This window comes from Carnobacterium sp. FSL E2-0243 (genome assembly GCF_038003605.1).
GTDB lineage: Bacteria > Bacillota > Bacilli > Lactobacillales > Carnobacteriaceae > Carnobacterium > Carnobacterium maltaromaticum.
In genome coordinates, this window is record NZ_JBBOPM010000001.1 from 1,211,597 (window position 1) to 1,232,861 (window position 21,265).

The window sequence follows — 21,265 nt, forward strand, 5'->3', positions numbered from 1 at the left end:
GTGACATGAAAATGGTACTAGAAGAAATTGAGGGAAATATAGCACGTTTAATTCCAGATTCGGGAGCAGCGCCTTTTTACCTTGAACTCAAGTATTTACCAGAAAAGTGTCAGCTAGGCGATGTTTTAAATGTTTATTATCAAAAGGAAAATAATCAAACAAGGCGTTTGATTGAGAAAATTCCTAATGAAGGAGAACAACGTTTAGCTTTAATGAAAGCCAAACGTGAAGCTCTATTAAAAAGGAAACAAAAAAACTAAACAATTTTGTTTAGTTTTTTTGTTTGCGCATCATATGATGTGGAATATTTGCTTCCATAAATCCATCTCCATCAACTTTGTAACCCAATTTTTCATAAAAACCGATAGCGTGATCTTGAGCTCCTAAAACCAAATTTGCAACATCATTTTCAATCGCATAACGTTCGATTTCTTGCATTAATTTTTCACCTAAATGTTGTCCTCGATAGGTTGATAAAACAGCTACACGTTGTACTTTATAGGTGTCATTTTGAATTCGATTGAGTCTGGCTGCAGCAACGGGTTCGCCATTTAAATAACCAGTAACATGCTCAGTTGATGATTCTAACGCATCAATTTCAATTGCTGCGTCAACACCTTGTCCTACAATGAAAACCTCTTTGCGAACAGCTAAAGCATCATGATAGGTAGTTGAAGTTAAATCAGTTGTCCATATAAAATTCATAAAATTATCCCCCAAATTAAGAATCGATTAACTAAAGATTAGGGTAGCATAATTTTAAACATTAAGCTATAAAAATAACGAATTTTTCCATTGAAAAAAAATCTATGTTTTATTGCTTTAAAAAAAAGAATTTACAAGGTATACTAAATATACAAATAAAAAGATAGGAGCTAAAATAATGTCCAAAAGCACCATTGAGTTCGTATCAGATTTAACAAATATTGCTTCACCAACCGGCAATACCTATGAAATTATCGCCTATCTTAAAAATATACTAGAGGGGTTCGGATATAGTCCACAGAAAAATCGTAAAGGTTCATTGATGGTTACCGTTAAAGGCCATAATCATGAGGAACAAAGATTTGTGACAGCTCATGTAGATACATTAGGAGCGATGGTTCGAGGCATCAAACCTGATGGTCGCCTTAAACTTGATTTAATCGGTGGTTTTCGTTTTAATGCTATAGAGGGCGAATATTGTACTATTCAAACAAGTACTGGAAAAACGTATACGGGAACAATTCTAATGCATCAAACCAGTGTTCATGTCTATAAAGATGCTGGAACAGCAGAAAGAAATCAAGAAAATATGGAAATTAGAATTGATGAGAAAGTAACAACTGCTGAAGAAACAGCTGCATTAGGGATTCAAGTAGGCGACTTTATTAGCTTTAATCCAAGAACGGAAATAACAGCGAGCGGTTTTATTAAATCTCGTCATTTAGATGATAAAATTAGCGTAGCAGTATTAATAAAGTTTTTAGAAAAAATAAAGAATGAAAAGATTGAATTACCTTATACCACTCATTTTTTTATTTCAACAAATGAGGAGATTGGATACGGGGGCAATTCTAATATTTCCTCAAAAGTTGTTGATTATTTGGCAGTTGATATGGGTGCAATGGGAGATGATCAGCAAACAGATGAGTACACTGTTTCTATTTGTGTAAAAGATGGAAGTGGTCCGTATCATTATCATCTAAGAAAACAATTAACGGAGTTATGTGAAACCAATGGAATTCCTTATAAATTAGATATTTATCCATTTTATGCCAGCGATGCTTCGGCAGCGATGCGTGCAGGAGCTGATGTTCGCCATGCGTTGATTGGAGCTGGAGTTGAATCCAGCCATGCTTATGAACGTAGCCATGTTGAATCTATTCAAGCAACAGAGCAATTAGTTGAAGCCTATTTGTTAAGCGAGTTATGTGAGTAATGAAATTAAGGCTACAATATCAGGCTAGTTATACTTGCAAACTACTCGAAAAAAAGGCAAAATCCTAAAAAGTAAAGAGACTCTTTTATTGGAATTTCCTATTTTTCTGACGTGGCTAAAACTGCGAGTTCAAGATACTATTTTAGAAGGAGTTGTTTGATTAACATGGAAGTTTTCAAAAAATCAAAATTGATGTTTTGGAGCGTATGGCTATTAGTCATTGCTGTTTTTATTTTTATGTGCACGAAAATCGATTTTTTATTTGCACCAGTAGGAACGTTTATCTCAACTATTTTTGCCCCATTAGTGATTGCCGGTTTTTTCTTTTATATGCTTAATCCAGTGATTAATCTGCTAGGTAAATTCAATGTGAAGCGTAAATACGCGATTGGCATTGTGTTTTTATTGTTAATAGGTGCTATTATCTTTTTAGCAGTGACAGTTATTCCTAATTTAGTTGAACAAATTAGTGAATTAATGAATAGTTTACCGACTTATTTAAAAGAATTAGAAAAAATGTCAAATGATATTTTTAATCAACAATGGTTGAAAGAATTAGGGATAGAGGACAAGTTTAAAAGTTCAGACATTTCGATTGGTGCGATTGCTACAAATGTTTTTAGTGGCGTAACCAAAAGTTTAGGTTCTATCATTGGTGCAGTAACAAATACTACTTTAGTTGTTTTGACCGTACCAGTTGTTCTTTTTTATATGTTTAAAGACGGGCATAAATTTGGACCTTCAGCAACAAAGTTTTTCCCAGAGGATTACCGTGGTAAAGTGTTGGAACTACTTGGACAAATGAGTAATACAATTGCTTCTTACATTAGTGGACAAGCGCTAGTTTGCTTGTTTGTAGGAACCTTTACCTTTATTGGCTACCTAATTATTGGCTTACCTTATGGCTTTTTACTTGGGTTTATTGCAGGAGTTACAAATATTATTCCTTTTATTGGACCATATATTGGAATGGCACCAGCCATTATTATTGGATTAACTGTGTCACCGTTACAAGCTATTTTAGTTTGTGTTGTGGTACTTGTTGTGCAACAGATTGATGGAAATCTAATTTCGCCAAATGTAATTGGTAAATCGTTAGCGATTCATCCGTTAACAATTATTACGATTCTATTAGTTGCCGGAAATATTGCTGGATTAATTGGGATGATATTAGGTGTACCATTCTATGCAGTAAGTAAAACAATTATTCTGTATATTCGCGATATACTAAAATTACGGAAAGATCATTTAGCAACTATTGGAAATTCTAGCGAGAATCAAGTAGGAAAATAAATGATTAAAAAATGATTAAATTTTCAAATGGTCTACTCAATCTGGTTTCACTAAGTTTTTTGATTTTTGACTAGTGAAGCTATAGTGAGTAGGCTTTTTTGATTTTAAAAGTTTGTGAAAAAAATAAAAAGACGATAACTATTTAAAAAAAGTTATCAAAACCATAGTTTAAATTATAGTAATTTTAAATCTCATGTGATATAGTTACTTTGTAGTAATGATTATTATTATCAATTAGATTGTCAGAAGATTAGTCTAATATATAGGGGGATTTTATTGATGAAAGTAGTAGTAGTAGGCTGTACCCATGCTGGAACAGCAGCAGTTAAAACCATTTTAACAGAACATCCAGAAGCAGAAGTGTTCGTTTTTGAGCGAAACGATAATGTTTCTTTCCTTTCGTGTGGTATTGCACTATATGTCGGTGGAGTTGTGAAAGATCCCGCAGGTTTGTTTTATTCAAATCCAGAAGAATTAGCTTCTATGGGCGCAAAAGTTAAAATGGAACACAATGTTAAAAATATTGATACAGAAAATAAAACTGTATTAGTTGAAGATATTAAGAGCGGAGAAGCCTTTGATGTAAGTTACGATAAATTAGTAATGACTACAGGCTCTTGGCCAATAATTCCTCCAATTGAAGGAATTAAAAGTAAAAATGTTTTACTATGCAAAAACTATAACCAAGCAAACGAGATTATTAAAGAAGCTGAAAATGCTGAAAAAATCGTGATTGTTGGTGGAGGTTATATTGGAATCGAATTAGTGGAAGCTTTTGCGGAATCAGGTAAAAAAGTAACTCTAATTGATGGCTTAGATCGTATTTTAAATAAATATTTAGATAAAGAATTTACTGATATTCTAGAGCATGACTTACAAGAACGTGGCGTGACGTTAGCCTTAAATCAATCAGTTGAAGCTTTCGTACCAGATGCAAGTGGTGCAGTGAAATCTGTTAAAACACCAGTTGGTGAATATGATGCTGATTTAGTTATTTTATGTGTTGGATTTAAACCAAACACTGAATTGTTAACTGGAAAAGTAAAAATGTTGGGTAACGGTGCAATCGTTGTTGATGAGTATATGAGAACTAGCGATCCTTCAATTTTTGCAGCAGGAGACAGCTGTGCGGTGCATTATAATCCAAATGGCGGTTCTGCATACATTCCTTTAGCAACGAATGCTGTTCGCATGGGAAGTTTAGTTGGAAAAAATATTGTAAGTGAAAAAGTGAAATACCGTGGAACACAAGCAACATCTGGTTTGTATCTATTTGGTTTTAATATTGGATCAACAGGAGTTACTGTAAGCGGAGCTCATCACTTTGGCTTAAATGTTCGTTCGGTTATTGTTAAAGATAATTACCGTCCAGAATTCATGCCAACGACTGAAGAAGTCTTAATGCAGTTAGTTTATGAAGTAGGTACGAATCGAATTGTTGGTGGACAACTAATGTCTAAATATGACATTACTCAATCAGCGAACTCATTGTCATTATGTATTCAAAATAAAATGACAATTGAAGATTTAGCTTATGTTGATTTCTTCTTCCAACCACATTTTGATCGCCCTTGGAACTATCTAAATATCTTAGCACAAGCTGCTCTTGAACAAGAGCGCAAGCTAGCTAAGTAACAAAACGAAACTAGCCACTTCTGAAATGAAGTTGGCTAGTTTTTTTTATAAAAAAATTTATTCTTTTGTCAAATTATGCTAAAGTAGAAGAATAGGTTAGGCTAGCTCTTATGAGCCAACTCCTCGAGAAAAAGATAAAAATTCGAGAGGGCAAAAAGCGCCCTATCAATTTTTCCTATTTTCTTACCGGAGCTGACCGGCTCAACGAGCTTTCTATTAGGCTAGCTCTTATGAGCCAACTCCTCGAGAAAAAGATAAAAATTCGAGAGGGCAAAAAGCGCCCTATCAATTTTTCCTATTTTCTTGCCGGAGCTAATCGGCTCAACGAGCTTTTTATTATAAGGAGGATTTAAAAAAGTGAAAAATAGTAAGAAGATTATGTCAGGTATTGGTGCATTAGTTGTTTTACTGATAGGGACTTTTTTTGTCGCAGAAAATCAGCAAATAACAGAACCTGCCAAAGATACTCAGAGAATAGCTATTGAATTGGAACGAGTTGTTGATGGGGATACCATTATTATGAAGGAAAACGGCGAACGAAAACGCATGCGCTTATTATTAATAGATACCCCTGAAAGCAATACAAATAAAACAGGAAAAACGCAACCTTTTGGTAAGGAAGCGAAAGAATTTCTAACGGATTATCTTAAAGGGAAAGAATTATCGATTGTTTATGATGAAAACCATGAAAAAGTGGATCAATATGATCGAACCTTAGCTTATTTGTATGCGAATGATCAGCTAGTGGAGGAAGTTTTATTAAAAGAAGGGCTGGCTCGTTTAGGCTACTATAATGAAAAAGAACTTTATTTTAATGAACTAAAACAATCTGAGTCCGAAGCAAAAAAAGCGAAGAAACACATTTGGTCATTAACAAATTATGTTGGAGAAAAAGGGTTTAAAGACAACCAATAAAAATAGCTCCCATATTATAGTAGGAACTTGAAATATAACAACAATACTTTATAAAATATTGTCAAGAACTAGTGAATATGCTATTATTAAATTCACTAATAAAAATTAAATTGAAAAGAATGAGGAGTGGATGTTTGAATGACCCCTGACCCTGAAAGTCAGTCGATTGTTGGACAATTGATTTTAATTTTAGCTTTAACGCTATTAAATGCTTTTTTTGCTTCGGCAGAAATTGCACTAGTTTCTCTTAATAAGGGAAGAATGGAAAGCCAAGCTAATGATGGAGATAGAAAAGCGCGCAGACTTGTAAAATTACTTGAAAACCCAAATGGATTTTTAGCAACAATCCAAGTTGGAATTACGTTAGCAGGTTTTTTCTCAAGTGCATCAGCAGCAACAAGTATTGCTACCAAATTACAACCAGTATTTGGAGATGTAAGCTGGGCGAAAGAAGTTTCAATTATTGTGGTGACGCTTATCTTGTCTTATGTAACGTTAGTTTTCGGAGAACTGTATCCAAAAAGAATAGCCATGCAAAAAGCCGAAGAAGTTTCTAAGTTCAGTGTGGGCTTTATCTCAATCATTGAAAAACTAATGAAACCTTTTGTATTTTTGTTATCTTTTTCAACGGATGTATTGGTTAAATTAACACCAATGGAAATTGATGCAGAAGAAGAAAAATTAACACGAGAAGAAATGCGTTTTATGTTAGAAAGCGGTCAAAAGGACGGTATTCTTGAAGCTTCAGAAGTTCATATGTTAAATGGTGTCTTTTCATTAGACACGAAAATGGCACGAGAAATTATGGTACCTAGAACAGATACGTTTATGATCGATTTAGAAGATAGTTACGATGAAAACATTGATTTATTATTGGATTGTCGTTATTCGCGTGTACCAATATATGAAGAAGACAAAGACAATATTATTGGGATTATCCATTTAAAAGATGTTTTGAAAGAAGCAAAACGTGTTGGTTTTGAACAAATAAACTTAAAAGAAATTTTGAATGCAGCTTTATTTGTACCTGAAACTATTTTTATTGATGATTTGCTTTTTGAATTGAAGAAAACGCAAAATCAAATGGCTATCTTGCTAGATGAATATGGCGGAGTAGTTGGTATTGTTACTTTAGAAGATTTAGTAGAGGAAATCGTTGGCGAAATTGAAGATGAGTATGACGAAATCTCTGATTTATATCAGAAAATTGACGAGTCGACTTATCTAGTCCAAGGTCGTATGCCGATTGATAAATTTAATGAACTCTTCCATCTAAATGTTGAAGGCAAAGATGTCGATACAATTGCTGGATATATGCTAACAGAATTAGGCACAATCCCTGAGAATAATGAAAACCTTTCATTAAAAGTTGATTCTGTTGAGTTAATTTCTAAAGAGGTAGAGAATACTCGTTTAATGAATATAGAGGTAAAAGTTCTAACAAGTTAATCAAGTATAGAGAAGACTGAATTCTATGAATAGTGGAGTTCAGTCTTTTACTGTCTTAAAGCCTGAGTAGTACAGTTTTGATTATCTGTGCTATGCTGGACTAGATAGCGTTTAGGTAGAATCTAAGGGTGCTATAAATGCAAAGCAGAACGAGAATAGGCACATTCCGATAAACTTTTAAAATAAGATTTAAAAAGACCTCTCAAAATGCTATAATAATTTAGATAATGATTTTTTTTAGTTGAGTTAAAACTAAAAACGAGGAAATTAGGTGGAGCTGTGTAGTTTACATGCCATTAATATAAATAATGAACTTAAAATTTAACCGAATGAGGACTGATACGAATGAAACAAACATTAAAAGAAGAAGTTGCTTCACGTAAGACGTTTGCAATTATTTCCCATCCAGATGCTGGGAAAACGACGATTACTGAGCAATTATTATTATTTGGTGGAGCAATTCGCCAAGCCGGAACAGTAAAAGGAAAAAAAAGTGGCAAATTTGCTAAATCAGATTGGATGGAAATTGAAAAACAACGTGGAATTTCTGTTACTAGTTCTGTGATGCAATTTGATTACCAAGGTAAGCGTGTAAATATTCTAGATACCCCAGGGCATGAGGATTTTTCTGAGGATACGTATCGAACTTTGATGGCTGTTGATAGTGCGGTCATGGTTATCGATAGTGCTAAAGGAATCGAACCACAAACAAAGAAATTATTTAAGGTTTGTCGTATGCGTGGTATTCCCATTTTCACTTTTATTAATAAGTTAGATCGAGATGGAAAAGAACCGATTGATTTATTAGCTGAATTGGAAGAAGTCTTAGAAATTGATTCTTACCCAATGAACTGGCCAATTGGTATGGGAAAAGGCTTAATGGGACTTTATGATAACTACAATAAGCGTATTGAAATTCACCGTCCTGAACAACTTGGTGGCGAACGTTTTATTGAGTTAAATGCGGAAGGTCAAATTGAGGGAGATCACCCAATTAAAATTTCAAATGTCTATGATCAGGCTTTAGAAGACATTGAACTTCTTAATGAAGCCGGCAATGAATTTTCAGAAGAACGAATTGCGAATGGCGAATTGACACCTGTCTTTTTTGGATCAGCTTTAACAAATTTTGGTGTACAAACCTTTTTAGACACCTATTTAAAATTTGCTCCAAGTCCAACTGCTCATAAAACAGACGATGGAGAAAAAATTAGTCCTTACACTGAAGAGTTTTCTGGATTTGTCTTTAAGATTCAAGCGAATATGGATCCGGCTCACCGTGATCGGATTGCTTTTCTAAGAATCTGTTCAGGCGAATTTGAGCGTGGTATGGATGTTACTTTGTCGCGTACAGCCCGCAAAATGAAATTGTCGAATTCTACTCAATTTATGGCAGAAAGTCGTGAAACAGTTCAACATGCAGTTGCTGGAGATATTATTGGGCTATATGATACAGGAAACTTCCAAATTGGAGATACTCTTTTCAGTGGAAAAATGAATGTATCCTATGAGAAATTGCCACAATTTACTCCAGAAATGTTTATGAAAGTTAGCGCGAAAAATGTCATGAAGCAAAAGTCTTTCCATAAAGGTATGAATCAACTTGTTCAAGAGGGTGCTATCCAATTGTATAAGACATACCACACAGAGGATTATATCTTAGGTGCAGTCGGACAACTTCAATTTGAAGTCTTCCAACACCGAATGTTAGGGGAATACAATGCTGAAGTTATTATGACGCCGATGGGTTCTAAAATTGCTCGTTGGATTAGACCAGAAGATTTAGATGAGAATATGTCATCTAGTCGTAATTTACTCGTAAGAGATCGTTATGATCAGCCTCTGTTCTTATTTGAAAATCAATTTGCAATGCGTTGGTTCCATGATAAGTACCCAGATATTGAATTGACAGCTTTACTATAAAATAAAAAAATAAAAGTTCCTTTTTATCGATTTTTGATAAAAAGGAACTTTTTTTATTTTAAGAAAAGAATATATAATTAACAGAAACTGAAAGTAGTTGTTCTTAAATATATACCTTGTTTTATTCAACAGTAAGCATTACAAATATAAAACGAATCAAATATTAACGACATAACCATTTTTCAATATATTTATATAAATGTTGATGTTCCGAATCAAAATGAAGATAGGTCATTTATTAGTGCGATTATGCAAATTAGAAGATACTTATATGGGAATTTAAACGAAAAAAATATTACGTAATTATGTTTCGGGATCATATAAACGATTAAATTTTAAAGGGATAATGAGCTTTTATCCTTTATATTCGCTAAAGGCAAAGGATTTGGTAAAATTTACGAAGGATACAAGAATTGGAAAATCTAATTTGGAAGTACCTAGTTTTTTGTGAATTTATCGAGCAATAGAAGAGAAAGTTGTTACATCTGGAATAGAAGCAAATATGCATCCTAAAACAAATTACTATAATTATTAATGTTTACATTAAAAATATGCTGAGATAATTTTTTTGAATTAGTAATAAAAAAATACCGTGACTTGCTTTTATTTACAGGCAAGTCACGGTATTTTATATTTAAAATAAATAGAGTCAGAGCAAATGGAAAAAGCCTTTACGAATAGCTAGAAAATAGAGTTATGTTTAACTATTTGTAAATAATTTTTTCATTTGGTCAGAAGCGCATGAGAAAATCAATCCGTTAGATTAACAGATATTTCAACCAAATTAGGCGCTTTCAAAATATCAACTTGATCAGGAGTCGTTTTCAAGACTTCAGTAATTGCATAGTTGATTTCATTATTTTTAATGTTTCGTAGCTTATTTGTTAGAACAACATCTTTGTGTGTAGCGGCGCCAGAAAATATGACTGTGGTTTGTCCTAAAGAATAGACTTTGATAAAAACAGCATCTGTATTGCCTAGCTGCTCAGCGACTAAAGATGAGTGGCTATTGGTTACATCAATTAATTTCATTTGTCATCACCTCTTCTAAATAAATATAGTACGTTTTTACATAAGTTTATTATATAATGAAAGTCAGACTTTATCAAAGAATATATCCTATTAAAATAAGATTGGCTGATTCTTTTCTAATTTCGTAAATATGATATGATAGGTTTCAAGGATTAAATTTTTTTAGTGAAATTTGCCTTGCTAAATATAGCATACTGAAAATTTAAAGTTAGAATACATGAAACAGAGGGATTAAAACATGCAGAAACTCAAAAAAATAATGCGTCAATTAGTGGGGCGCTTTTCTTCAATTCAAATGATTGTCATTTTTTATTTTATAGCTGTCGTAGTTGCGGCTATTTTGCTCTCGCTACCTATTTTTAGAATACCTGGCCAAGAACTTTCTTTTCTAGATTTGATGTTTACTGCAGTCAGCACAGTTAGTGTGACAGGTTTAACTACGATTGATTTAGGTTCAACCTATAATCGAGCAGGAGTCGGATTATTAATGGTCTTATTTCAGTTAGGTAGTTTAGGGATTATGATGATTTCAACATCTTTTTTTATTCTTTCAAAACGAAAAATCTCTTTAAAACAGCGGCAATTAATTATGGTGGATATGAATCAGCCTAATTTAAGTGGAATTGTTCGGCTAATTAGAAATGCTTTAGCTATTATTATTTGGTTTCAACTCATTGGTGGTTTGATTTTGAGTGTGTACTTTTATTACAATTACTATACTGTTCATGATGCCTTATTTTATGGATTTTACACAGCTGTTTCCGCAGTAACTAATTCAGGGGCGGATATTACGGGTACCTCATTGATAGACTTTTCGCAAGATTATTTTATTCAAACGATTGTGATGTTTCTAATTGTAGTTGGTGGAATAGGTTTTCCCGTTTTGATTGAATTAAAGGCTTTTTTTAACTACAAGAAAAAGAAACACGATTTGCCTTTTCGTTTTTCTTTATTTGCTAAACTTTCTATGTGGGCGTTCTTAATTTTATTTGTTGTTGGTAGCGTCTTAATTTGGTTACTAGAATTTGATGATTTTTTTAAAGGAATGAATTTTACTGAAAGTGCGTTTTACTCCATGTTTTTCTCTGTTAGTACGCGTAATGCTGGCCTATTAACGACTCCTTTGGGTAATTTTAGTGATGGGACATTATTACTTTTTGCAGCACTGATGTTTGTAGGAGCTAGTCCTAGTTCAGTCGGAGGGGGGATTCGAACTACTACTTTGGCTATTGTGGTTTTATATCTCTTTTCTTTTATTCGTAGTCGAGAAAATATTAATATATTCGGACGACGTATTCATAATGACGATGTAAAAAAATCAATTGTAGTTCTAAATCTTTCAATTGCGTTATGTTTTTTTAGTGTCTTAGTTTTAAGCGTCACAGAAAAACATAGTTTAGTTTCGTTAGTTGTTGAAGTTGCATCTGCTTTTGGAACGACAGGATTATCAATGGGTATTACACCAAGTTTATCTATTTTCGGAAAAATAATGATCATGATTTTAATGTTTATTGGTCGTGTTGGTATGCTCTATATGTTAATGTTACTTGTTCCGAAAGAAAAAAGAGATGCAAATTATTTGTACCCAACAGAAAAAATTATTATCGGTTAGCCAGATAGAAAAAGGGTCAGGACAATTTTTGTCCTGACCCTTTTTCAGCTTATTCGTCTTCTTTTTTAGTTAGAACAACTTCTTCAGAAACAACAGGTTCGTTGCTTTTCTCAGTTACGATTAAATCACCATTTGCATCTGTTGTTGCAGCTAATTCTTTAATCTCAGGATGATCAAGATAGAAATCAGCAATCTTATCTTCAATTTGTTCTTGAATCACACGACGTAATGGACGTGCCCCCATCTTAGGATCATAGCCCAATTCGACTAGTTTTTCTTTGGCTGCTTCATCAACGACAATTGAAATTCCTTGATCCACAAGCATATGATTAACATCAAGTAGTAACAAATCGACAATTTTAATCAAATGTGTTTTGTCTAGTTGATTAAATTCAACGATTGCATCAAAGCGATTGATGAATTCTGGTTTAAAGTAGTTAGTAAGTTGATCTAAAACAGAATTTTGTGTGGCATTATTGGTTGCACCAAATCCAACACTGGCTTCAACGTTACCTGTTCCAGCATTACTAGTCATAATAATGATGGTGTCTTTAAAGCTGACTGTTCTTCCTTGTGCATCTGTTAAACGTCCATCATCTAAAATTTGAAGGAACATGTGCATGACATCAGGATGTGCTTTTTCAATTTCATCTAGTAAAACGATACTATATGGATTGCGGCGCACTTTTTCTGTTAACTGACCAGCTTCATCATAACCCACATAACCTGGTGGTGAACCGATAAGTTTAGCGACACTGTGTTTTTCCATATACTCACTCATATCAAAACGAATGATGGAATCAGCAGTCCCAAATAGTTCAACAGCTAATTGCTTAGCTAATTCAGTTTTCCCAACTCCAGTAGGTCCTACAAATAGGAAAGATCCAATTGGGCGATTTTTCTTATTGAGACCGATTCGGCTACGACGAATGGCTTTGGAAACTTTTTCCACCGCTTCGTTTTGACCAATAACATGTTGTTGTAAATCTTCAGCTAAATTGCGCAACTGAGCTTGTTCTTTTTCTTTAATATCCCCGACCGGAATATTTGTTTTCATTTCGATAATTTGTTCCATATCTTTTTCAGTAACAATCGGTTTTTCAGTATCCGGTTGTTGTTGATCACGCATTGCAGCTAATTTAGCAGCTTGATCACGATAATAAGCGGCTTTTTCATAGTCTTCTTGTTGTAAGGCAGCTTGTTTTTGAGATGCTGCATCAGCAATTTTGTCTTCAATGATTTTTGGATCGACTGTTTGAATAGTCAAATTTTTCTTAGAACCAGCTTCATCAAGTAAATCGATGGCTTTATCAGGCAAGAAACGATCTTGAATGTAACGACTTGATAATGTTACTGCACTTTCAATCGCTGCATCTGTATACCCAACTTGATGGTAATCTTCATATTTCTTTTGAATTCCTTTTAGAATCGTAATCGTTTCTTCGGCGGTTGGTTCATCCACTCGAACAGGTTGCATACGTCTTTCTAGTGCTGCATCTTTTTCAATGGTCCGGTACTCTTTTAGAGTTGTTGCTCCTACCATTTGAAGTTCACCTCGAGCTAATGCTGGTTTTAACATATTGCCTGCATCCATACTACCTTCAGCGCTACCAGCGCCAACAATTTCATGAACTTCGTCAATAAATAAAATAATTTGTGGATTTTTCTTTAATTCATCCATCAGCTGTTGCATCCGTTCTTCAAATTGACCACGAATTCCTGTTCCTTGGACTAAACTAGCCACATCTAAACGTATAACCTCTTTATCCATCAGTTTTTGAGGAACATCGCCTTCAATGATTTTTTGAGCAAGACCTTCAACCACAGCTGTTTTACCAACACCGGGTTCTCCGATTAAAACAGGATTATTTTTAGTACGGCGATTTAAGATTTCAATCACACGTTTAATTTCATTATCTCGTCCAATAACTGGATCAATAGCTCCGTTTTTTGCCATATCCGTTAAATTTGTACCGTATTCGGCTAATAATCCACCTTGACGACCATTAGGGCGTTTTCCGCCTCCGCCTGATTGAGTTGGAGGAATCATTTGTGGATTAGGTTGACCTTGTGGCGATTGGCCAGCTTGGAAAGCTTTAAATAATTCGTCTAAGCCACCTAGACCAAAAGGATCAGGAGTATTATTTGAGCGATTCATTTTTAAGTCACCTCGTTCTTTAGCTGCTTTTAATTCTTGATAGCAATTTTGACATAAATCTATCTGGCCTCTTTGGCCGTTCATACTTGTATATAAATGAATTGTGGCATCGTGTTGATTACAGTTTTGACATAACATAAAAAGTCACAACCTTTCAGTAGTTTAATTAACCATGTAATGAAAGTCAGTTTTTTTGTTGACCAATACTGACCTTACTGATTAATATTATACACTGACCTTTACTGACTTTCAAGTTCTTTGCTTAACTCTTTTACTTTTTCATTAAAATCTACTACACTAGAGATAACAAAATTAGGAAGTGGGTAAAAGATGAAAGAAAAGTTAGTAACTATTTTATTTAGTTTATTTATATTTTGGACTAGTATTGGACTGCTTTTTCAATTATTTTCATCAGATAATAGAACCTATTTCATTTTATATATCATAGGAATAATCTTAATAGGAGGACTTTGTGTCAGTGGTTTCTTATTACTTGTGTACCCAACTTGGCTAGCTTTATTCATTATAAGTATTGTGATAGGAATTAATTTTGTGATTGAACGCTTCAGTCTTTTTAATTCACGAGTAGGCTTATTAGAAAGCTCTGCAGTACATGCAGATTCATTTTTCATAAGAGAAGCAACAATCTATTTACTTCCTTTTAATTTAGCTATTTTTTGGCTAATAAATATAGTTAGCTGTCATCTTTTATGGAAGCAAATTACGCGTTATATCCGCGGTTTGAAAAGTCAAGGTGTCATATATGTTGTGGGTGCAACTATGGCATCCATGAGTATTCATCGTTTATTAACCCCAAGTTTACTAAATCTTAAACGGTATAGTTGGTTCCAAGGAGAGTCTTTTATTTACGGAGAAGGGTCTTATCGTTTTTATTTCAACTGGCTACTTATTGTTGGGCTACTGCATTTATTTATTTGGTCCGTCCTTGTCCTTTCAGAAAATTGGAAACAAACAATTAGTGCTGAATATAGTTATCAAACGCTTAGTGTTTATAGCCTCATTGTATTTTGTACAATGATTGTTGGGTTTTATACATTAAATTGGTTGACAGTATTCCTCTATATCCTTTTTAATGGTTTCACCTATTTTCTTTTTACCCAGTCAAAAATGGGATACGAAATTGATTTAAATCAGTTAATGCCATCTTTTTTTAAGAAAAAATTGTTTTAACTATCAGGAAATTATGTTAATTTAATAGATTATATAGGAAGGAGACTTGCCCATGTCACATGAAGAAATGGAAAAACAAGTTACAGAATTAGTCGATGGTCAAATTCAAGAGTTGCTTGTGAAGAAAGAAGATTTTATGACTTTCAGAACAATTTGGTTAAGCCACCCTAGAAAAGATGAAATTATAGGGGAAGCAAAACTACATGGTGAAGTTGTTTATCGGTTGGTTCCAATAGAAAAATCGAATATGTAAGTAAAGAAAAGCAAAAAATAGTTGTAGAATGTTGCAAAAAATGTTAATCTGTAAAGATGAAAGGGTTATTTTTGATTCCTTATTTAAAAATCGTTATTTTAATAGGTTTTTAAGTCGGTTTTGAAGGTAATTCTAAAAAAAAAATACTTTTTTTGAGGGAGACTTATTATTATGGAAAAACGCGAATTTCATGTAGTAGCAGATACAGGGATCCATGCACGTCCAGCTACATTATTAGTGCAAACAGCAAGCAAATTCAATTCAGATATTAACTTAGAATACAAAGGTAAATCAGTAAACTTAAAATCAATCATGGGCGTTATGTCACTTGGTGTTGGCCAAGGTGCTGATGTTGTGATTACTGCTGAAGGTGCTGACGAAGCTGAAGCTATCGCTGGAATCGAAGAAACAATGAAGAAAGAAGGCTTAGCTGAATAATGGTTGAAATGTTAAAGGGGATTGCGGCTAGTGATGGCGTAGCTATTGCTAAAGTTTATATGCTGATCGAACCTGATTTATCATTCAACAAAATTACAGTTGAGGATTCTGCTTCAGAAAATGAACGTCTTGCAAATGCATTAAATAAAGCGAAACAAGAACTTGAACTGATTCGTCAAAAAGCTGCTGAAAGCTTAGGTGAAGAAGAAGCTCAGGTATTTGATGCACACTTAATGGTTCTTTCTGATCCAGAATTAATCGGGAGTATTGAAGGCAACATAAAAGATAATAAAGTGAACGCTGAAAGCGGCTTGAAAGAAGTTACGGACATGTTTATTAGCATGTTTGAAGGCATGGAAGATAATCCTTACATGCAAGAACGTGCAGCTGACATTAAAGATGTTACTAAACGCGTAATGAGCCATTTACTAGGCGTGAAGTTACCAAATCCTTCAATGATTGATGAAGAAGTTATCGTTGTGGCTCATGATTTAACACCAAGTGACACAGCACAATTAAATCGTCAATTTGTTAAAGCTTTTGTAACAGATATTGGTGGACGTACGTCACATTCTGCAATCATGGCTCGTTCTCTTGAAATTCCTGCAATTGTAGGAACAAAAGAAATTACAGCTAAGGTTAAAGAAAATGATTCAATCATCGTTGATGGTCTTGAAGGGGATGTTATCATCCACCCTGAAGCTAGTGACGTGACGAAGTATGAAGAAAAAGCAACTGCTTTCGCAGCTCAAAAAGCTGAGTGGGACAAGTTGAAAAATGAAAAAACATTAACTGCTGATGGTAAACACATTGAGTTAGCTGCTAATATTGGAACTCCAAAAGATTTAGTTGGAGTGAAAAATAATGGTGGTGAAGCAGTTGGACTATATCGTACTGAATTCCTTTACATGGATTCACCAGATTTCCCAACAGAAGAAGCTCAATTTGAAGCATACAAGGCAGTTCTTGAAGGTATGGAAGGCAAAGCAGTTGTCGTTCGGACTATGGATATTGGTGGAGATAAAGAGTTACCTTATTTAACTTTACCACATGAAATGAATCCTTTCTTAGGCTACCGCGCAATCCGTATTTGTTTAGCACAACCTGATATGTTCAGAACTCAATTGCGCGCATTATTACGTGCTTCTGTTTTCGGTCAATTACGTATCATGTTCCCAATGATTGCAACACTTGGCGAATTCCGTCAAGCTAAGTCAATGTTACTTGAAGAAAAAGCTAAATTAGTTAGTGAAGGTGTTGAAGTTTCTAATGATATCGAAGTGGGTATCATGATTGAAATTCCAGCTGCAGCCGTTATTGCTGATAAATTTGCTAAGGAAGTTGATTTCTTTAGTATTGGAACAAATGACTTGATTCAATATACAATGGCAGCGGATCGTATGAACGAACGCGTTTCATATTTATACCAACCTTACAACCCATCAATTTTACGTTTAATTAAAAATGTTATTGATGCTTCTCATAAAGAAGGTAAATGGACTGGTATGTGTGGTGAAATGGCTGGAGATCAAACGGCTGTACCATTATTAATGGGTCTTGGTTTAGATGAGTTTTCTATGAGTGCTTCAAGTATTTTAAAAACTCGTAGCTTAATGAAACGTTTAGACACAACTAAGATGGCAGAATTAGCAGATAAAGCAATCAATGATTGTGATACAGCTGAAGAAGTCGTTGCACTAGTTGAATCTTACACTAAATAAGCAAAGTCAAAATGGTTATAGGTGGTCATCACTTATAGCCATTTTTTTATGTAAAATAGGATGATTTACTCATTTTTTCTTTCAATAGTCGTTAAGAAATCGTGAATAATTAGGCTAATAAATGAAAAGATACATAATTTATGTTAGTCTATAAGTAGAGTAAATGCCTTTATTTTGACATACACTAAACGAATTCTTTTATGGAAAAATAGGCTAGTCCTACCAAAAAATAGGACTTTAGATAAAAAAGAAATACAACCTTAGATGGATACGAAATAAACGAGATACCTATACAATAGTAGTATAAAGTTGTATTGAAAAATCAGTTTAGTTGGTTCAATCAAGTTGTTTGCAAACCTATTAAGTAGATTAAAGAGTAAAAAGGAGGGTGTATCATGAATATTGGACTATTTACAGATACGTATTTTCCACAAGTTAGTGGAGTGGCAACGTCAATCAAAACCTTGAAGGAAGAGTTGGAGCATAAGGGGCATCAAGTGACTATATTTACCACTACCGACCCTAATGCGGAAGAAGATGAACCAACTATTATACGCTTAACAAGTATTCCTTTTTTATCATTTAAAGATCGTCGAATTGCAGTTAGTGGAGCATATGTAGCCTTAAGAAAAGCTAAAAAATTAAATTTAGATATTATTCATACTCATACAGAATTTAGCGTAGGCTTTACAGGGAAATACGTGGCAAATCAATTAGACATTCCACTTGTTCATACGTATCACACAATGTATGAAGATTATTTACATTATATTGCAAAAGGCAAAATTTTACGTCCCAATCATGTTAAGCTGTTATCACGTTATTTTTGTAATCAAACCGTTGGTGTGATTGCTCCAAGTGAACGTGTTTTAAATCAATTAGCTGATTATGGTGTAACCGAAAGTATTGAGGTCATTCCTACAGGAGTAAAATTACAGAAATTTGAAAGGCTTGAGAATCGGAATATCCGAACAGAATTAGGTTTGACTCAAGAAGACAAAGTGATATTGTCACTAAGTCGTTTGTCTAAGGAGAAAAATACTGAAGCTATTTTACTGGCAATGCCTGAAATCATAAAAAATGAGCCCAATGCTAAATTAATTATTGTTGGAAAAGGTCCTCAGCGTCCAACATTAGACGCTCTTGCTGCAGAATTAGAAATCGAAGAATATGTGCAATTTTTAGGCGAGAAACCTAGTGAAGAAGTGGCAGGTTATTACCAAATGGCTGATTTATTTGTTAGTGCCTCTGAATCAGAATCGCAAGGCTTAACCTATATTGAAGCACTCGCTAGTGGAACAAGTATTATCGCTAAGGATAATGCCTATACCCGTGGCTTAGTTGGCGCTAATGAGTTTGGAGCACTTTTTAACCAAGATGAAGAACTAGCTGAAACAATTATCAGCACATTAGCAACCTTAAATGATCAAAAAAATAATGAATGGAAGCGACAAGAACTGTTGTATGATATTTCAGCAACAGCTTTTGGTGAACGTGTGCTTCAGTTTTATGAAGATAGTAATCGAAAATACCAAGTTGAAACTGCGACACATTTAAATGTCGCAAAATAAGAAATAGGACGTGAGACAATGATTAAAGTCAATATGTTTTCTTCGGCGGATAAAGTCAAAGGGCAAGGGGTTGGAAGTGCCTATTTAGAATTAATTAGATTGCTCCAAGAGCAAGCTAGGGATGAGATTGAGATGACGATTAATCGCTATCAAAAAACACAACTTAGTCACTATCATACAATTGATCCACTATTCTATTTAACGACTTTTTTTAGAAAACGTTTTGGTCGTCGCATTGGTTATGTTCATTTTGTTCCCAATACTTTAAAAGAAAGTATTAAAATACCCAAATTTGCTGAAAAGATTCTGGATTGGTATGTTGTTTCATTTTATAAACGAATGGATCATTTAGTTGTCGTAAATCCTAGTTTTATTCCTGAATTAGTTGCGCTAGGAATTGATGAAGCGAATATAACGTATATTCCTAACTTTGTTGCTCAATCGACTTTTTATGCCTATTCTCCAAATGAGATTGTAGAATTACGCAAAGAAGAAGGTTTAGCAGATGATAAATTTGTTGTTTTTGGAGCAGGTCAAGTTCAAGAGCGTAAAGGTGTTTTTGATTTTGCAACTTTGGCTGAAGAAATGCCAGATGTTCAGTTTATCTGGGCTGGTGGTTTTTCTTTTGGAAAAATTACTGACGGGTATGAACGTTATAAAAAATTAATGGATCATCCTCCAGAAAACTTAAAGTTTGTTGGGATTATTGACCGAAAAAAAATGGTAGACTATTATAATTTAGCCAATGTATTTTTATTGCCATCATATAATGAATTATTTCCTATGTGTATTTTAGAAGCTTTTGGAACAGAAACGCCAGTCTTGTTAAGAGACTTACCTTTATACAAACCTGTTATTGATGGTTATTATGCGGCTTGTGAAGATCGCCAAGCAATGGCTGCAGAAATTAGAAAATTAAAAGACAATCAAGAAGATTATCAAAAATTAAAAGAACGAGCTATTGCTGGAAATGCAGCCTATTCAGAGGAGCGCTTGACGACTATTTGGATTCGTTTTTATCAGGAACAAGCTCTTAAAGGAGAAAATAAATGGATAGAAGGAACAAATGGGCTTTAGGAGCAATTCTTGTTGTCGGACTCGCTATTTTTGCCTGGGAATTTAGAAAACTTTCTTTTGCTCAAGTTTATCAAGAACTACTTCAATTGAATTGGTTTTGGTTACTTGCGGCCTTGGGATGTATGCTGATTCACTGGGGAATTGAGGCTAAAATTATTCAAGGTCTCTTGCAACGAAGGAATTCAAATTATAGTTTTATCAATGCCTATCGAATTCCTTTAATTGAACATTTATTTAATGCGATTACGCCTTTTTCAAGTGGCGGGCAACCTGCACAATTAATGGCCTTGAAGAAAACCGGTGTCGATTTTGGCGTTGGAAGCTCTGTGCTCTTGATGAAATTTGTTGTTTATCAAGGGATGATTGTTTTAAATTTTGTTTGTTGTGTCTTTTTTGGTTATCAAGCATTAAGTGCTGAATTATCTAAATTATCAACCTTTGTATTTATTGGCTTAGCAGTTAATCTAGGTGTGATTACTATTTTACTTTTAATTACATTTAAAGCTAGTTGGTTAAAAAAAGTGATTCATTGGGTGATCGGTTGGTTGAGTCGATTTATTTCTTCAGATAAGCTTGGAAAATTTGAAATTTCTTTATTAGAAAAAGTGGATACTTTTTATGAGGAAAGTTTATATATTCGGAGTCAACGTTCTCTATTGATTAAAACCAGTATTTTAACCTTCATTCAGCTCGTCTTTTACTTTGTTGTTCCGTACTTTATTTTAAGAAGTTTAGGATTAACGGATATTAGTATTTTGACAATTATTAGTTTACATGCTTTTATCATTTTAATTGTCTCGCTATTTCCAATTCCGGGCGGAGCTGGGGGAGCCGAATATAGTTTTACTTTGTTATTTGGAAGTTTTATCCTTAGTCCTGAAAAGCTAATTATTGCACTTATACTTTGGCGTTTGATCACTCATTATACAGGGATTTTTATGGGTGTTGTGGCTTTAGGTATAAAAGATACGAAGATAGCTGTTGCAAAAGTACGAACCTAAAAAATACCACTGGATCCAATTGGATTCAGTGGTATTTTTTTATAAATTGACCTATACTTAATGATAGAGGATTAA

The 21,265-nt window shown here is 33.9% G+C and carries 18 protein-coding genes; 15 read left to right on the top strand and 3 right to left on the bottom strand.

Annotated features, from left to right (window positions below):
* Nucleotides 1–5: 5 nt before the first annotated feature.
* Complete coding sequence (locus tag MHI00_RS05685) at nucleotides 6–260, top strand: hypothetical protein (RefSeq protein WP_056999617.1); 255 nt, start codon at nucleotides 6–8, stop codon at nucleotides 258–260.
* A 10-nt stretch (nucleotides 261–270) separates the two neighbouring features.
* Here the strand turns inward: MHI00_RS05685 and MHI00_RS05690 are convergent, their stop codons facing one another.
* Nucleotides 271–705 carry a GNAT family N-acetyltransferase gene (locus MHI00_RS05690; protein ID WP_315529330.1) on the bottom strand — a complete coding sequence of 145 codons (435 nt, stop codon included), beginning with the start codon at nucleotides 703–705 and terminating at the stop codon, nucleotides 271–273.
* Nucleotides 706–883: 178 nt separating this feature from the next.
* Between MHI00_RS05690 and MHI00_RS05695 the strand changes: the two genes are divergently transcribed.
* From MHI00_RS05695 to MHI00_RS05720, 6 genes are all read left to right on the top strand, one after another.
* Nucleotides 884–1,921: a M42 family metallopeptidase gene (locus MHI00_RS05695; protein WP_010050657.1), complete on the top strand. Its 1,038-nt coding sequence runs from the start codon at nucleotides 884–886 to the stop codon at nucleotides 1,919–1,921.
* Between the two features lie 165 nt (nucleotides 1,922–2,086).
* Nucleotides 2,087–3,214 carry an AI-2E family transporter gene (locus MHI00_RS05700; protein ID WP_010050658.1) on the top strand — a complete coding sequence of 376 codons (1,128 nt, stop codon included), beginning with the start codon at nucleotides 2,087–2,089 and terminating at the stop codon, nucleotides 3,212–3,214.
* Between the two features lie 279 nt (nucleotides 3,215–3,493).
* The gene (locus tag MHI00_RS05705; RefSeq protein WP_010050659.1) at nucleotides 3,494–4,849 is read left to right on the top strand and encodes an FAD-dependent oxidoreductase; all 1,356 of its coding nucleotides are present in this window, start codon (nucleotides 3,494–3,496) and stop codon (nucleotides 4,847–4,849) included.
* Between the two features lie 357 nt (nucleotides 4,850–5,206).
* Nucleotides 5,207–5,764: a thermonuclease family protein gene (locus MHI00_RS05710; RefSeq protein WP_057000710.1), complete on the top strand. Its 558-nt coding sequence runs from the start codon at nucleotides 5,207–5,209 to the stop codon at nucleotides 5,762–5,764.
* Between the two features lie 138 nt (nucleotides 5,765–5,902).
* A complete protein-coding gene (locus MHI00_RS05715; protein ID WP_010050665.1) occupies nucleotides 5,903–7,213 on the top strand; it encodes a hemolysin family protein in 1,311 nt (436 codons plus the stop codon).
* Nucleotides 7,214–7,558: 345 nt separating this feature from the next.
* Nucleotides 7,559–9,136, top strand: a complete 1,578-nt coding sequence (locus MHI00_RS05720; protein WP_010050666.1) for a peptide chain release factor 3 — start codon at nucleotides 7,559–7,561, stop codon at nucleotides 9,134–9,136.
* 750 nt (nucleotides 9,137–9,886) lie between these two features.
* On the opposite strand, the gene MHI00_RS05725 is transcribed toward MHI00_RS05720, so the two are convergent.
* Nucleotides 9,887–10,168 carry a DUF1827 family protein gene (locus MHI00_RS05725; protein ID WP_010050667.1) on the bottom strand — a complete coding sequence of 94 codons (282 nt, stop codon included), beginning with the start codon at nucleotides 10,166–10,168 and terminating at the stop codon, nucleotides 9,887–9,889.
* Nucleotides 10,169–10,406: 238 nt separating this feature from the next.
* Between MHI00_RS05725 and MHI00_RS05730 the strand changes: the two genes are divergently transcribed.
* Nucleotides 10,407–11,780, top strand: a complete 1,374-nt coding sequence (locus MHI00_RS05730; protein ID WP_332630040.1) for a TrkH family potassium uptake protein — start codon at nucleotides 10,407–10,409, stop codon at nucleotides 11,778–11,780.
* A gap of 49 nt (nucleotides 11,781–11,829) precedes the next feature.
* Here the strand turns inward: MHI00_RS05730 and MHI00_RS05735 are convergent, their stop codons facing one another.
* Nucleotides 11,830–14,076 carry an ATP-dependent Clp protease ATP-binding subunit gene (locus MHI00_RS05735; RefSeq protein WP_010050670.1) on the bottom strand — a complete coding sequence of 749 codons (2,247 nt, stop codon included), beginning with the start codon at nucleotides 14,074–14,076 and terminating at the stop codon, nucleotides 11,830–11,832.
* 192 nt (nucleotides 14,077–14,268) lie between these two features.
* On the opposite strand from MHI00_RS05735, the gene MHI00_RS05740 reads away from it, so the two are divergent.
* From MHI00_RS05740 to MHI00_RS05770, 7 genes are all read left to right on the top strand, one after another.
* Complete coding sequence (locus MHI00_RS05740; protein WP_229251432.1) at nucleotides 14,269–15,129, top strand: hypothetical protein; 861 nt, start codon at nucleotides 14,269–14,271, stop codon at nucleotides 15,127–15,129.
* 52 nt (nucleotides 15,130–15,181) lie between these two features.
* Nucleotides 15,182–15,382 (top strand): hypothetical protein, encoded by a 201-nt coding sequence (locus tag MHI00_RS05745; protein WP_010050675.1) that lies wholly within the window; start codon nucleotides 15,182–15,184, stop codon nucleotides 15,380–15,382.
* Between the two features lie 171 nt (nucleotides 15,383–15,553).
* A complete protein-coding gene (locus tag MHI00_RS05750; RefSeq protein ID WP_010050677.1) occupies nucleotides 15,554–15,820 on the top strand; it encodes a phosphocarrier protein HPr in 267 nt (88 codons plus the stop codon).
* A complete protein-coding gene (gene ptsP, locus MHI00_RS05755; protein WP_010050680.1) occupies nucleotides 15,820–17,541 on the top strand; it encodes a phosphoenolpyruvate--protein phosphotransferase in 1,722 nt (573 codons plus the stop codon). Before MHI00_RS05750 ends, ptsP begins: the two co-directional genes overlap by 1 nt.
* Before the next feature lie 395 nt (nucleotides 17,542–17,936).
* Nucleotides 17,937–19,112, top strand: coding sequence for a glycosyltransferase family 4 protein (locus MHI00_RS05760; protein WP_015076964.1), 1,176 nt, complete (start codon nucleotides 17,937–17,939; stop codon nucleotides 19,110–19,112).
* Nucleotides 19,113–19,130: 18 nt separating this feature from the next.
* Nucleotides 19,131–20,189: a glycosyltransferase family 4 protein gene (locus tag MHI00_RS05765; protein ID WP_015076963.1), complete on the top strand. Its 1,059-nt coding sequence runs from the start codon at nucleotides 19,131–19,133 to the stop codon at nucleotides 20,187–20,189.
* On the top strand, nucleotides 20,162–21,190 hold the full coding sequence (locus MHI00_RS05770; RefSeq protein WP_010050684.1) for a lysylphosphatidylglycerol synthase transmembrane domain-containing protein: 1,029 nt from the start codon (nucleotides 20,162–20,164) through the stop codon (nucleotides 21,188–21,190). Before MHI00_RS05765 ends, MHI00_RS05770 begins: the two co-directional genes overlap by 28 nt.
* The last annotated feature ends 75 nt before the right edge of the window (nucleotides 21,191–21,265 follow it).

Excerpts from the sequence above, each read along its gene's own strand:
- MHI00_RS05690 (WP_315529330.1), bottom strand. The coding sequence starts at position 705 with ATGAATTTTATATGGACAACTGATTTAACTTCAACTACCTATCATGAT.
- MHI00_RS05725 (WP_010050667.1), bottom strand. The coding sequence starts at position 10,168 with ATGAAATTAATTGATGTAACCAATAGCCACTCATCTTTAGTCGCTGAG.
- MHI00_RS05750 (WP_010050677.1), top strand. The coding sequence starts at position 15,554 with ATGGAAAAACGCGAATTTCATGTAGTAGCAGATACAGGGATCCATGCA.
- MHI00_RS05685 (WP_056999617.1), top strand. The coding sequence starts at position 6 with ATGAAAATGGTACTAGAAGAAATTGAGGGAAATATAGCACGTTTAATT.
- MHI00_RS05760 (WP_015076964.1), top strand. The coding sequence starts at position 17,937 with ATGAATATTGGACTATTTACAGATACGTATTTTCCACAAGTTAGTGGA.
- MHI00_RS05700 (WP_010050658.1), top strand. The coding sequence starts at position 2,087 with ATGGAAGTTTTCAAAAAATCAAAATTGATGTTTTGGAGCGTATGGCTA.
- MHI00_RS05735 (WP_010050670.1), bottom strand. The coding sequence starts at position 14,076 with ATGTTATGTCAAAACTGTAATCAACACGATGCCACAATTCATTTATAT.
- MHI00_RS05765 (WP_015076963.1), top strand. The coding sequence starts at position 19,131 with ATGATTAAAGTCAATATGTTTTCTTCGGCGGATAAAGTCAAAGGGCAA.
- MHI00_RS05745 (WP_010050675.1), top strand. The coding sequence starts at position 15,182 with ATGTCACATGAAGAAATGGAAAAACAAGTTACAGAATTAGTCGATGGT.
- MHI00_RS05770 (WP_010050684.1), top strand. The coding sequence starts at position 20,162 with ATGGATAGAAGGAACAAATGGGCTTTAGGAGCAATTCTTGTTGTCGGA.
- MHI00_RS05695 (WP_010050657.1), top strand. The coding sequence starts at position 884 with ATGTCCAAAAGCACCATTGAGTTCGTATCAGATTTAACAAATATTGCT.
- MHI00_RS05715 (WP_010050665.1), top strand. The coding sequence starts at position 5,903 with ATGACCCCTGACCCTGAAAGTCAGTCGATTGTTGGACAATTGATTTTA.
- MHI00_RS05705 (WP_010050659.1), top strand. The coding sequence starts at position 3,494 with ATGAAAGTAGTAGTAGTAGGCTGTACCCATGCTGGAACAGCAGCAGTT.
- ptsP (WP_010050680.1), top strand. The coding sequence starts at position 15,820 with ATGGTTGAAATGTTAAAGGGGATTGCGGCTAGTGATGGCGTAGCTATT.
- MHI00_RS05730 (WP_332630040.1), top strand. The coding sequence starts at position 10,407 with ATGCAGAAACTCAAAAAAATAATGCGTCAATTAGTGGGGCGCTTTTCT.
- MHI00_RS05720 (WP_010050666.1), top strand. The coding sequence starts at position 7,559 with ATGAAACAAACATTAAAAGAAGAAGTTGCTTCACGTAAGACGTTTGCA.
- MHI00_RS05740 (WP_229251432.1), top strand. The coding sequence starts at position 14,269 with ATGAAAGAAAAGTTAGTAACTATTTTATTTAGTTTATTTATATTTTGG.